Origin of the sequence: Methylorubrum extorquens, from assembly GCF_024169925.1 — a bacterium.
Taxonomy (GTDB): domain Bacteria; phylum Pseudomonadota; class Alphaproteobacteria; order Rhizobiales; family Beijerinckiaceae; genus Methylobacterium; species Methylobacterium extorquens_A.
This window is the reverse complement of sequence record NZ_JALJXF010000001.1, coordinates 2,136,797-2,148,488: the sequence shown is the minus strand read 5'-3', so window position 1 is coordinate 2,148,488 and position 11,692 is coordinate 2,136,797. Positions and strand designations below refer to the sequence as shown.

Annotated in this window: 12 protein-coding genes; 4 read left to right on the top strand and 8 right to left on the bottom strand. The window is 69.1% G+C overall.

Annotation, left to right across the window (positions count from 1 at the left end; genetic code table 11):
* Positions 1 to 65 precede the first annotated feature (65 nt).
* From J2W78_RS10080 to J2W78_RS10070, 3 genes are read left to right on the top strand one after another with little or no spacing between them, the layout of a single operon-like run.
* Positions 66 to 353: a hypothetical protein gene (locus J2W78_RS10080; protein ID WP_253370211.1), complete on the top strand. Its 288-nt coding sequence runs from the start codon at positions 66 to 68 to the stop codon at positions 351 to 353.
* 14 nt (positions 354 to 367) lie between these two features.
* Positions 368 to 604: a hypothetical protein gene (locus tag J2W78_RS10075; protein WP_253370209.1), complete on the top strand. Its 237-nt coding sequence runs from the start codon at positions 368 to 370 to the stop codon at positions 602 to 604.
* A gap of 2 nt (positions 605 to 606) precedes the next feature.
* Positions 607 to 825, top strand: coding sequence for a hypothetical protein (locus J2W78_RS10070; RefSeq protein ID WP_253370208.1), 219 nt, complete (start codon positions 607 to 609; stop codon positions 823 to 825).
* Between the two features lie 24 nt (positions 826 to 849).
* Here the strand turns inward: J2W78_RS10070 and J2W78_RS10065 are convergent, their stop codons facing one another.
* Positions 850 to 1,884, bottom strand: a complete 1,035-nt coding sequence (locus J2W78_RS10065; RefSeq protein WP_253370206.1) for an aldo/keto reductase — start codon at positions 1,882 to 1,884, stop codon at positions 850 to 852.
* Positions 1,885 to 2,199: 315 nt separating this feature from the next.
* Between J2W78_RS10065 and J2W78_RS10060 the strand changes: the two genes are divergently transcribed.
* Complete coding sequence (locus tag J2W78_RS10060) at positions 2,200 to 2,421, top strand: hypothetical protein (protein ID WP_253370204.1); 222 nt, start codon at positions 2,200 to 2,202, stop codon at positions 2,419 to 2,421.
* Positions 2,422 to 2,425: 4 nt separating this feature from the next.
* Here J2W78_RS10060 and J2W78_RS10055 read toward each other — a convergent pair whose 3' ends face one another.
* The 7 genes from J2W78_RS10055 to rsmD form a co-directional block, all read right to left on the bottom strand.
* Positions 2,426 to 3,025, bottom strand: a complete 600-nt coding sequence (locus J2W78_RS10055) for a cysteine hydrolase family protein (protein ID WP_253370202.1) — start codon at positions 3,023 to 3,025, stop codon at positions 2,426 to 2,428.
* Between the two features lie 259 nt (positions 3,026 to 3,284).
* The gene (locus J2W78_RS10050) at positions 3,285 to 4,598 is read right to left on the bottom strand and encodes an efflux RND transporter periplasmic adaptor subunit (RefSeq protein WP_253370201.1); all 1,314 of its coding nucleotides are present in this window, start codon (positions 4,596 to 4,598) and stop codon (positions 3,285 to 3,287) included.
* Positions 4,591 to 7,821, bottom strand: coding sequence for an efflux RND transporter permease subunit (locus J2W78_RS10045; RefSeq protein WP_253370200.1), 3,231 nt, complete (start codon positions 7,819 to 7,821; stop codon positions 4,591 to 4,593). The genes J2W78_RS10050 and J2W78_RS10045 overlap by 8 nt, the downstream gene beginning before the upstream one ends.
* A 219-nt stretch (positions 7,822 to 8,040) precedes the next feature.
* Positions 8,041 to 9,390, bottom strand: coding sequence for an NTP/NDP exchange transporter (locus tag J2W78_RS10040; protein WP_253370199.1), 1,350 nt, complete (start codon positions 9,388 to 9,390; stop codon positions 8,041 to 8,043).
* The gene (locus J2W78_RS10035) at positions 9,387 to 10,124 is read right to left on the bottom strand and encodes an NADPH-dependent F420 reductase (protein ID WP_253370198.1); all 738 of its coding nucleotides are present in this window, start codon (positions 10,122 to 10,124) and stop codon (positions 9,387 to 9,389) included. The genes J2W78_RS10040 and J2W78_RS10035 overlap by 4 nt, the downstream gene beginning before the upstream one ends.
* On the bottom strand, positions 10,114 to 11,055 hold the full coding sequence (locus J2W78_RS10030) for an aldo/keto reductase (protein ID WP_253370197.1): 942 nt from the start codon (positions 11,053 to 11,055) through the stop codon (positions 10,114 to 10,116). Before J2W78_RS10030 ends, J2W78_RS10035 begins: the two co-directional genes overlap by 11 nt.
* Positions 11,056 to 11,127: 72 nt before the next feature.
* On the bottom strand, positions 11,128 to 11,682 hold the full coding sequence (rsmD, locus tag J2W78_RS10025; RefSeq protein ID WP_253370196.1) for a 16S rRNA (guanine(966)-N(2))-methyltransferase RsmD: 555 nt from the start codon (positions 11,680 to 11,682) through the stop codon (positions 11,128 to 11,130).
* Positions 11,683 to 11,692: the final 10 nt, after the last annotated feature.

Below are 11,692 nucleotides of genomic sequence, written 5' to 3'. Positions count from 1 at the left end.
CTCACGGGCGTTCCCGTCTTCGGACAGGCCGCGGACGCGGCCGGGACGGCATCCGGAGGAGCGCGATGGCGGACGACACCGAGCGGCTCGGCCTTCTCATGGGCGTGTTCGAGCTGGCGCTCGGCCGCCTGTTCGAGGCGAGCCCCGGGGGAGGGCAGGCGCGCGACCTGTTCGTCGAGGACGTGCGGCGGCTCCTCTCCGACACCCGTGAGGTTCAATCGGACTCCCCGGCGGTGCAGACCTATGAAGCGCTGCTGCGGCGGCTCGGAGCCACCCGACCCGGCGATGCCGACGGACTCGGCGTGATCCCCACGCCGGAGCAGGGCGCACCGCCGGTCGGATCGGGCGTGTAGAGAGGGGACAGACCGTGAGCGAGACCGAACACCAGACCAATCCGGCGCACGAACCGAAGCTCGCCGGCATCCTGACCTTCCCGCCGGAGGTCGTGGCGGCGCTGGACGAGCATTGCGCGGTCGAGCGCCTGCCGCGGGACCGGGCGATCTGCGAGATCGTCGCCGAGTATCTGCGCTTCAAGGGCTACCTGCGCACCCGTCCCGCACACGCGCATCGCACGCCCCCGGCCGAGACGCCGGAGGGTCTTTGACGATGGCGACCTCGTTCAAGGGCCTCTTCCTTTGCCCGCCGAAGCAGCCGCGCCCGAGTCACGTCCGGGTGCAAGACGCGGAGGGTGGCGAGACCACCCTGCCGCTGGAAGAATACGAGGCCCGCGCCGGCCAGCCGCCGTGGCAGAGCTTGCCCTGGCAGGGCGAAGCCGGGCCGCTGCCGGACGACGGCGACAAGCACGGGCCCGAGATCAGCATGTAGAAGGGTTCGCCGGGCCGCCCCGGCTCACCAAGCCGTCGGCTTGGGGTTGCGCTCGTCGAAGCCGGTCTGGTGCCAGTAGGGGTAGATCGGGTTTTCCCGGCTTGCCGCGTCGAGGCGAGCGATCTGGTCGGGCGTCAGCGACCAGCCCACCGCACCGAGATTCTGCTTCAACTGCTCCTCGTTGCGGGCGCCGATGACGATGTTGCACACGGTCGGGCGGCTGAGCAGCCAGTTCAGCGCCACCTGCGGCACCGTCTTGCCGGTCTCGGCGGCGACCGCGTCGAGGGCATCGACGACGTCGTAGAGGTAATCGTCGGAGACGGTGGGACCGCCCTCGGCGCCGCCCGACGTGGACAACCGCCCGCCCGAGGCCGCCTGCCCCCGCCGGATCTTGCCGGTGAGCCGGCCCCAGCCGAGCGGGCTCCACACCATCAGGCCGACGCCCTGGTCGAGGCCGAGGGGCATCAGCTCCCACTCGTAATGGCGGCCGATCAGCGAGTAGTAGCCCTGATAGACGACGTAGCGGGCAAGCCCGTACCGCTCCGAGGTCGCCAGCGCCTTCATCAGTTGCCAGCCGGAGAAGTTCGAGGCGCCGATATAGCCGATCTTGCCCGAGCGGGTGAGGTCGTCGAGCGCCCGCAGGGTCTCCTCGACGGGCGTCAGCGCATCGAAGCCGTGCATGAAGTAGACGTCGATATGGTCGGTCTGGAGCCGCTTCAGACTCGCTTCGCAGGCGCGGATCAGGTGGTGACGCGACGAGCCGACGGCGTTGACGTCCTCGCCGACCCGGAAGGTCGCCTTGGTCGAGATCAGGAGCCGGTCGCGGCGGCCCTTGATCGCCTCTCCGAGGATCTTTTCCGAGTCACCGCTCGAATACAGATCGGCGGTGTCGAGGAAGTTGACGCCCGCATCGAGGCAGAGATCGATCAGGCGGCTCGCCTCGGCCACGCCGGTGCTGCCCCAGTTTTGGAAGAACGCGTCGGTGCCGCCGAAGGTGGCGGTGCCGAGGCTGAGCACCGGCACCTTGAGGCCCGAGCGTCCGAACTGCCGGTATTCCATGGAATCACTCCGCTGTGGCTGTCGGGAAACGGCGCCTAAGAGGCCACCTGCCCTCGTCTTGAGGAGCCCGGCGCACCCCGGCAATGCGGCGGACCGGGCGGGCACCCTGCGAGACGCGAATGGCGCCGCTGCCATCATACCGCCATCGGGCGCCCGCGGTTCCGCCACCGAAAGGGGCAGGTTCCGCAAAGACTTCGTCAACCAAGAGCCACTATTAAAGTTCAAGTTTTAGGAACCCGGATCCGGGCTGCCTCTTCATTCATCACATCCGGCGGCACCGTCGCCAGCCGGTCTCAAGATTGGGAAAGTCGCACCGTGAGTTTCACCGTCAGCGCCGGCACCGCTTCGCGCGTCTATTCCTGGCAGCACGGCTCCCTGCTGAGCGCCCTGGAGCAGGGCCTGTCGCTGACCACCTCCGGCATGAACGACGTCCGCATCGTCGATTCGGAAGGCCGCAGCCACAGCCCCGCCGCGCTGTACCAGCGCGTGTTCGGCGGGCAGGCGGTGGAAGAGGCCGCGCAGTCCCGCGCGGCCTGATCGCTCACCCGCGGATCGCCGCCGCATCCGGCGCCACCACCGCGAACAGGTCGCCGAGCGCGGCGAGGCTTGCCGCCTGCACCGCCGCCGCCGGGACGGTCGCGCCGTCCGGCCCCGGCAGGGCGCGGGTGGCGGTCGCCGAGGCCACCACGGTCGGGCGGAAGCCGAGGTTGAAGGCGCCGCGCGCGGTCGAATTCACGCACATATGCGTCATGAAGCCGGCCAGGATCACGTCCTTCACGCCGGCTGCCTCCAACTGCGCCTGAAGGTCGGTGCCGACGAAGGAACTCGGATAGGCCTTGGTGATGACGGGCTCGCCGTCGCGCGGGGCGACCTCGTCGCTGATCTGGCCGATGGCGGCGGTGACGTCGTAGGGCGAGCCGGGTCCTGCATCGTGGCGCACATGAAAGACCGGGATACCGGCGTTGCGTGCCCGCTCCAGCAGCGCCTGCGCCTCGCGTATCGCCGGCTCGACGCCCTCCAGCCGCATCACGCCCTCGCGGTAGGTGTTCTGCAAATCGATCATCACCAGCGCCGACCCCGACAGGGAAGCGGGCTCCGGCGGCAGGCCGGACAGGCTGCGCAGGGTCTTGAGGTCGGTCATGGGCGGGCCCTTCTCGTGGGATGCGTTTCCGGGCGGGATGTGAGCCGAGCGGGGCCGCCTGCGCAACCTGCTGAAAGGTCCAACGGGCCGGCCGGAGCCTGTCGATACCCTCCACCTCCCTCATCCTGAGGCGCCGCGAAGCGGCCTCGAAGGACCGATCCTCCGGATCCCGCGCGGCAACTGGAGGATCCTTCGAGGCTTCGCTTCGCTGCGCATCTCAGGATGTGGGCGAGGATGGGATCAGCGCTGCGCGAAACCCTCAGCGCTGCGCAGCTTGCATCGGCTTGTCCGATTTCGGCGCCTGCGGCGCGATGCGGCCGCCGTCCTTGAGATCGGCCGGGGGGCTCAGCACGAGGCGCTCGCCGCCCGAGAGGCCCTTGTCCACCTCGACTACCGTGCCCTTGTCGCGGGCGACGTGGACCTCGACCCAATTCACGCGATCGTCCTCGCGGGCCACCGCCACGCGGGTGCCGGACTGGTTGAACACCAGGGCTTCGGCCGGCACCGCCACCGTGGCGCCGCCGGTGCGGGGGATCGCCAGGGTCACGTAGACGTAGAGGCCGGGCCGCAGGGTGCGGTCGGGGTTCGGCACATCGACCTGCGTCGTCAGGGTGCGCGAGGAAGCGAGCAGCGCCACCGAGCTGCGCTCGACCACGCCGGAGAAGCTGCGGTCGGGCATCTGCGGGACCTTGATCTGGGCTTTGACGCCGGGCTGCACGCCGACCGCCGCATTCTGCGGCACGTTGACCGAGATGCGCAGCACGTCGTCCCGGTCCATCGACAGGAGCGGCGTGCCCGAGCCCGCATCCGCCTGGACGAGGTCGCCGACATCGACGTTGCGGGTCGTCACCACGCCATCGAAGGGCGCGGTGACGACCTCGAACCCGGTGAGCGCCTTGAGCCGCCCCACGGTCGCCTGCTGCGCCTTGATGTTGGCCTGGGCCACCTTCACGTCGGCCTCCGCCGAGGCGAGGTTCGCCTGCTGCGCCAGAACGCCGGCCTGGGTGTTGTCGGCGTTCTGCTTCGAGGCCCAGCCCTGGCCGGCGAGCGTCGAGGTGCGCGAATTGGTGGCCTGGGCAAGGTTCGCGTTGGCCTTGGCCTGATCGACCATGGCCCGAGCCCGCAGGAGCTGCGCCTCCAACTGGCCGAGCTGCGCCTCGGCCTGGGCGAGCTGCTGGTCGAGATCGGGGGCGGCGATGCGCAGGAGCACGTCGCCCTTCTTCACCCGCGAGCCGAGATCAACATGGCGCTCGGCGATGTAGCCGGTGGCGCGGGGATAGATCCGCGCGGTGGCGAAGGGCTCGGTCTGACCCGGCAGGGTCAGCTCGATCGGCCCGTCGAGACGTTTGGCCTCCTCGGTGCGGACTTTCGGCACGAACTCCATCTGCCGGGCCCGCGTCGACTCGGCCCGGGCCGCCCGCTGCCAATGGCCGTAGCCGCCGTAAGCCAGCAGACCCAAGGCGATCAGCCCGGCCAGCGCGAAGCCGCCCTTGCCCGGCGGCGGCGGGATTTTTTTGTCCTCGCCATCGGTCACGGGCGAATCCTCCGGTCGGATCGGACGGGCATCAGACATAATCCTCGAGCGGCTTGGCCTCGCCCCGCCGGAGCAGGCTGTAGAGGAACGGCACGAACAGCAGGGTCGAGGGCGTGCCGAGGGCGATGCCGCCCATCACCGCGCGGGCCAGGGCCGCGTTCTGCTCGCCGCCCTCGCCGGTGCCGAGCGCCATGGGCACCAGCCCGAGAAACATCGCGCTCGCGGTCATCAGCACCGGCCGCAGCCGCGTCTCGCCCGCGACGATGGCCGCCTCGCGGGCCGAACAGCCCGTCGCCTCCCGGTGTTCCTTGGCGAAGGTGACGAGCAGGATCGAGTTGGCGGAGGCGATGCCCACCGACATGATCGCCCCGAACAGGGAGGGAATTGAGAAGGTGGTGCCGGTGATGAACAGGCTCGCGACGATACCGCAGAAGGCGATCGGCAGGGCGGCCAGCACCACGAAGGGGTCGCCCCAGCTCTGATAATTCACCGCCATCAGGAGGTAGACCGCGATGACCGCGATGCCGAGCCCGATCCCGAGCCGGAAGAAGGCGGCGCGCATGTTCTCGATCTGCCCGCGCACGCTGATCTTGTCGGGGGCCGGCAGGGTCTTCTGCTCCTCGGCGACGATCCGGTCGATGTCGCGGGCGACCGCGCCGAGGTCGCGGTCCTGCACCGCCGCGTAGACGTTGAAGGTCGGCTGCGTGTTGACGTGGTTGATCACCGTCTGCGTCGGCTGGCGGGTGATCGTACTGATGCTCGACAGCAGCGTCAGCGCGCCGGGCCCACTGCCGGCATTGGCACGGGCGAAGAGCGGGGTGTTCTGCAGCGCGGTGAGCGAGGCGTTGCGGTATTCCGGGGTCTGGACCCAGAGCTGGTAGGGGATGCCGGTCTTCGGGTCGGTCCAGAAGTTCGGGTTCACCTGGAAGGAGCCCGAGAGCGACACGTTGAGGCTCTGGGCCACTTGGCTCTGCGTCAGGCCGAGTTCGGAGGCGAGCCGCCGGTCGACATCGACGAAGAATTGCGGCTGATCGACGATCTGGTGCAGGTGCACGTCGACGAGGCCGGGCGTTTCCTTCAGCCGCGCCTCGATGCGCCGGGCGGCCTCCAGATCCTTGACCGTGTTGCGGCCCGAGACCTGCACGTCGATCTGCGCGATCACGCCGAAATTGAGGATCTGCGTGATGATGTCGGACGGCTGGAAATAGACGATCATGTCGGGGAAGCGCTCGCGCAGGGTCTCACGCAGGCGGCGCTGGTACTCGGCGATGGAGCCGTGCTCGTCCTTCAGGTCGATCAGCATCTGCCCGTCGTTGTAGGAGACGAAGGAGCCGTCGGAGAAGGCGAAGTTGTAGTTGTTCGAGGGCAGCCCGATATTGTCGAGGATCTGGTCGATCTCATCCTCGGAGATGACTTCGCGCACCACCTTTTCGACCTCGGCGAAGACTTGCTCGGCGGTCTCGATGCGCATCCCCGGCCGGGTGCGCAGATGCATCGTCATCTGGCTCGATTCGACCTGCGGGAAGTAGTCCTGCCCCGTGAAGACGAAGAGCCCGCCGGTGCCGGCAAACAGCAGGACGACGCCGGTCACCGTTGCGACCGGGTGGCGCAGGACCGCATGCAGCAGCCCGACATAGCCGCGGTGGAACCGCTCGAACCGCGCCTCGAAACCGCGGCGGAAGGCGCCGGCCAGCCGGAAGACGGGGGAGAGCAACCAGACAAGCGCCCGCTCGATCCGGCCGCAGCGCGGGGCCTCGCCCTCGCCGCCATGGTGCTGGATGTATTCGCGCGCCACCAGCACGTCGATCATCACCGGCACCAGGGTGCGGGTAAGGAGGTAGGAGGTCAGCATCGCGAACACGACCGCGAGCGCCTGGGGCGTGAACAGGTATTTCGGGGTGTCGGTGAGGGCGAAGACCGAGACGAAGGCGGCGCAGATCGACAGCGTTGAGATCAGCGCCGGCTTGGCGATGCCCGCCGCCCCCTCGACCACGGCGTTGCGGAACGGCTTGCCCTCCTCGAACAGGCGGTAGGTGTTCTCGATCGCCACCGTCACGTCATCGACGAGGATGCCGACCGCGAGCGCCAGCCCGCCCAGCGTCATCACGTTGATGGTGTGGCCGAGCGCGGCGAGCAGGGCCAGCGAGGTCATGAGGCAGAGCGGGATCGAGACGAGCACGATCAGGGTCGAGCGCCACGAGCCGAGGAACAGCAGGATGGTCAGGCCCGTCAGCGCCGCGGCGATGACGGCTTCGTGCCACACGCCCTCGATCGCGTTCGAGACGAAGACCGACTGATCGAAGAGCGGCTTGATCTCCATGCCCTCGGGGGCCGCCGCGCGGATGTCGGGAAGCGCCGCCTTGACGTTGTTGACGACATCCAGCGTCGAGGCGGTGCCGTTCTTCAGAACACGCATCAGCACCGAGGCTTGCCCGTCCGCCCGCACGACGTTGACCTGCGGCGGACCGCCGTCGCGGACATAGGCCACGTCGCGCACCAGCACCGGCTGGCCGTTGACCACCTTGATCGGGATCTCGTTCAAGGCCGCGATCGCGTCCGGCGTCGCGTTCATCTGCACCGGGTATTGCTGCTCGCCGATCTTGGCGAGGCCCGAGGGGATCGTCAGGTTCTGCGAGGTGACGGCGTTGGTGACCTCCAGCGGCGTCATCCCGAGCGCCTGGAGCGCGTGCAGGTCGAGATCGACCATGACTTGGCGCGGGGCGCCGCCGAACGGGGAGGGCAGGGTCGAGCCCGGCACCTGCGTCAGGCGCTGGCGGATGCGGTACTGGGCGTAGTCGTAGACCTTGTTGAGGCTGTCCTTGGCCGAGGTCAGCGCGAGCTGGATCACCGGCACCGAGGAGGCGGAGAAGCGCACGATGACGGGCGGCTGCACGCCCGGCGGCATCAGCGCGCGGATCGAATTCGTGGAGGAGACGACCTGGGCGATAGCGAGATCTATGCTGACGCTCTGGTCGAAATAGATCTTCATCACCGACGTGCCTTGCAGGCTCGTCGATTCCATCCGGGCGATGTTGTTGACGTTGTTGGAGATTCCGAACTCGGAATAGGTCGTGATCCGCTTCTCCATCTCCGGCGCGGACAGGCCCGTATAGGTCCAGACCACGACGACGACGGGGATATCGACCGCCGGCAGCACGTCCTTCGGGGTCACGACGATGGCGCTGACGCCGCCGAGCATCATCAGCACGGCGAGGACGTAGGTCGTGATGCGGAACTTGAGGGCGTACTGGACGAGTCCCATGGGTCTCCGGTGGATGTCCGGTGAGCCTGCCGGAGCTGCGGCACGGGCGTTGACCCGGCCGATACCGCACGATCACTGTTTCTATTCTATGTCCGATGATTGCCGGAAACACACGCGTGCTGCGATGCCGCATGACGGTCTTTCCACGACCGGCGCGCTCGTCTCATCCGCCGGGCGGAAACAGGATTAGTGTGAAAATAACCTTTGCAACAAGCCGCCTCAGCCCGCGCCTGTTGGCATCGGTGCCGATTTGTCGTCCGTTTCCGCCGCCTTTTGCCGCCGCGCCTGCGCCCGACCGAGCCACAGCGCGTTGAGGAGCCACGCCGCCGAGAGCGGCACCGCAACCACCGCCGCGGCGTGGCCGCCGAAGCCCAGCGCGGCGAGGCCCGTATAGGACCACGCGCCGACCTGATCGCCGAGGCGGTAGACCACCGTGTCGATGAAGCTTTTCGCCTTGTAGCGGTCCTCGCGCGGCACCACCGTGAACAGCACCTCGCGCACCGGCCGGGCGATGGCGAAGTTGCCCGCGCGCCGCAGCACGTAGATCACCACCACCGAGGCGACGCTCGGCGAGAGCGCGAGCGCGGCAAACCCGATGACGCTCGCCGCCGGCAGCAGCGCGAGCGTCACGCCGACCCCGAGCCAGCGCGTGATGCGCCCGGTGAGGAAGAGCTGCACGCCGAGCGTCAGGGCGTTCACGGCGAGATCAACATTGGCGAAGAAGGCCGTCTGCGCCCCCCGGCTGGGGAAGTTGTTCTTGGCCACCGCCGCCTGCTCGAAATACAGGAAGGTCGCGGTGATCGAGAACAGCGCCAGGAACCCCGCGATGTTCAGGAGGTAGGGCGAAGCGACAGTGCGCCGGACGCCGGCCCAGATGTCGCCGCCGATGACCTCGCCCGCACGCGAATCCTCCGGCACCTCGTGGAGGCGCCCGATCAGGCGGGCGAGCCCCCGCATGGCGAACACCGCCGCCTCCAGGAGCACTGCGGCGGCCAGCAGCAGCGCCCAGGTCGGCACGTCGCGCGCCAGCGTCGCCGTCACCGCCGAGCCGCAGATGGCGCCGAGCGTGGCGCCCGCGGCGATGAAGCCGAACAGGCGCTTGCCCTGTTCTGTCGAGAACACGTCCACCACCGTGGCCCAGAAGATCGAGACCACGAACAGGTTGAAGACCGAGAGCCAGACGAAAAAGGCCCGGCCCACCCAGACCGCCGTCTCGCCCTCCGCCACCGCGATGAGCGCGGCAAAGATCAGGATGTTGAGGATGAAGAAGCGGTAGGTGAGGGGCACGAAGCGCGCCCGCGGCAGGCGCTTGACCAGCCACGCGAAAGGCAGGTTCAGCGCCAGCATGCCGACGAGCGTCGCCAGGAACAGCCAGGGCAGGTTTTCCAAGCCGCCCGCCACGCCCATCTGGTCGCGGATCGGGCGCAGCACGTAGTAGCTCGCGAGCAGGGCGAAGATGTAGGCCCAGGACCATGCGAGCGCCGGGCCCTCGCCCGGCCTCACGTCGACGAGGCGGGCGAGGCGGTCGGAGAGCGGGGAGCCCGAGGAAACGCCTCGAGCCTCGCTCAAGGCTTCACCCCGAGCTTCTGCTTCAGCTCCGGCGCCGAGAGGTCATGGCCGAAGCCGGGCGAGCCCATGGCGAAGGTGTCCGCCGCCTTGAGTTCGCCGACCACGACGGGGTCGAAGCCGGCATCCGAGACCAGGGTGCGGGCGGTCTCCAGCGCCTTCGGATCGTTGCCGGCGATCGGCACCGCCATGCGCGGCTCGGGCCGGCCGGCATTCTTCTGGAAGATCTTGTAGTTGGCCGCATTGAAGGCCCGCACCACGCGAGCACCCGCAAGGTACTTGGCCGAGACCGTACCGATGCCGTCGCGCTCCACCTCGTCGGCGACCGCCCCGTCGCGGGCCTTCACCGCGTTGCCGGCATCGATCACCACTTTGTTCTTGAGCGCGGCGGCGTTGTCCTTGCCCAGGTCCGGATAGGCCTTGTAGGGCACCGCGATCAGCACGGCGTTGCCGAAGGCGATCGCTTCGGCCGGGGTGCCGGCCCGCGCCTTGGGCCCGAGCTCCTCCACGATCGGCTTCAGTTCCTCCGGGTGGCGGGAGGCGAAGAACACCTCGTAGCCCGCCTTGATCCAGAGCCGGCCCAGCGTGCCGCCAATATTGCCCGCCCCGATGATCCCGATTCTTTTTGTCGTTTCGGACTGCGCGAAAGCGGGGAGCGCGGGGAGCAGGAACGAGCCGGCGAGGAGCGTCAGCGCCACGCGCCGACCCAGAGAAATCCCAAAAACATCAGACCGCATCGATGAAGGCCTCCATCTTGCGCCGCTCGGCGGCATCCGGCAGCCGCCCGGTCGCGGCGGCGAGGTTGTCCTCGACGTAACTCGCCTTGGCCATGCCCGGGATCGGGCAAGTCACGGCCTCGTGGGCGAGCACGTATTTGAGGAAGAACTGCGCCCAGCTCTTGCAGCCGAACGCGGTCGCGAAATCGGGCAGGGGCTTGTCCTTCACCGCCTTGAACAGGCGGTCGCGGCCAAAGGGCACGTTGACCATCACCGCCACGCCGCGCTCGACGGCCAGCGGCAGGATGCGCTCGGCCGCGAGCCGGCTGTCGAGGGCGTAGTTCACCTGCACGAAGTCGAGTTTTTCCCGCTTCATCACCGTCTCAAGCTCGGGAAACTGCTCATCGCGCCAGACCGTGACGCCGACGTAGCGGATGCGGCCCTTCTCCTTCAGGTCGCGCAGGACGGCGAGGTTGGTCTCCGTGTCGATGAGGTTGTGCACGGCGATGAGATCAATCCTGTCCGTGCGCAGGCGCTGGAACGAGCGCTCCGTCTCAGCCTGGGCCGCTTCCCGGCCGCGGGCCGCGACCTTGGTGGCGAGGAAGATCTTTTCGCGCAGGCCCTGGAGGATGATGCCGAGGACGTCTTCCGCGGTGCCGTAGCTCGGGGCGGTGTCGATGACGCGGCCGCCGAGCGCGACGAAGCGCTCGACCGCCTCGCGCAAGTGCGCGGTCGCCTCGGGCGTCGGCGCCACCTCGTAGCGGCGCGAGGTGCCGATGCCCATCGCCGGCAACTGCTCGCCGGAGGAGGGGATCGGCCGGGTGATCAGGGTGTCGGCGGCGCGGGCCGGGCGCGGTGCGACGGGCGCGAGCCCCGCTCCGGCGAGGACGGCGGCGCCCTGCAGCAGGGTTCGGCGGGAGAGCGGCGAGACGGACGGCAGGACAGGCGGCATGGGCGCGGGCCTCCTTCGCGGACGGGCATGGCCCAAGCGAGATAGGGCAACCTCACGGCGCGGGCGACGCGCTCACCCCTCGAAGCGACCGAACGTCACCGCCGTCTCGCCGTAGCCGCGCCGCTCCAACTCGGCGAAACCCGGTGGCAGAACCGGCCCGGCCTCGGCGGCCTCCTCGACCAGGACGAGCGCGCCGGGGCTCAGCCAGCCGCCGGCCAAAGCCGCGGCGAGCGCGGCGGGCGCGAGGTTCTTCCGGTAGGGCGGATCGCAGAAGACGAGCGTCGCCGGCCCGTCGGAGGCGGGGCCGAGCCGGGTCGCGTCGCGCTGGATCAGCCGGGCGCGGGTGCCGCAGCCGAACCCGGCGATGCCTTCGCGGATCAGCGCGCCGGCCTGGCGCCCCTCGTCCACGAAGAGCGCACGGGCCGCGCCGCGGGAGAGCGCCTCGAAGCCGAGGGCGCCGGTGCCCGCGAACAGGTCGAGCACCACCGCGTCCTCGACCGCATCGTCGTAGGCGTGGGCGAGCACGTTGAACAGGGCTTCGCGCAGGCGGTCGGAGGTCGGGCGGATCCCCTCCGCCTTCGGCCCGGCCAGCCTGCGCCCGCGCCATTCGCCGCCGACGATCCGCACGCTTCAAACC

Excerpts from the sequence above, each read along its gene's own strand:
- J2W78_RS10065 (WP_253370206.1), bottom strand. The coding sequence starts at position 1,884 with ATGGAATACCGGCAGTTCGGACGCTCGGGCCTCAAGGTGCCGGTGCTC.
- J2W78_RS10035 (WP_253370198.1), bottom strand. The coding sequence starts at position 10,124 with ATGCGGTCTGATGTTTTTGGGATTTCTCTGGGTCGGCGCGTGGCGCTG.
- J2W78_RS10070 (WP_253370208.1), top strand. The coding sequence starts at position 607 with ATGGCGACCTCGTTCAAGGGCCTCTTCCTTTGCCCGCCGAAGCAGCCG.
- J2W78_RS10045 (WP_253370200.1), bottom strand. The coding sequence starts at position 7,821 with ATGGGACTCGTCCAGTACGCCCTCAAGTTCCGCATCACGACCTACGTC.
- J2W78_RS10055 (WP_253370202.1), bottom strand. The coding sequence starts at position 3,025 with ATGACCGACCTCAAGACCCTGCGCAGCCTGTCCGGCCTGCCGCCGGAG.
- J2W78_RS10030 (WP_253370197.1), bottom strand. The coding sequence starts at position 11,055 with ATGCCGCCTGTCCTGCCGTCCGTCTCGCCGCTCTCCCGCCGAACCCTG.
- J2W78_RS10050 (WP_253370201.1), bottom strand. The coding sequence starts at position 4,598 with ATGTCTGATGCCCGTCCGATCCGACCGGAGGATTCGCCCGTGACCGAT.
- J2W78_RS10080 (WP_253370211.1), top strand. The coding sequence starts at position 66 with ATGGCGGACGACACCGAGCGGCTCGGCCTTCTCATGGGCGTGTTCGAG.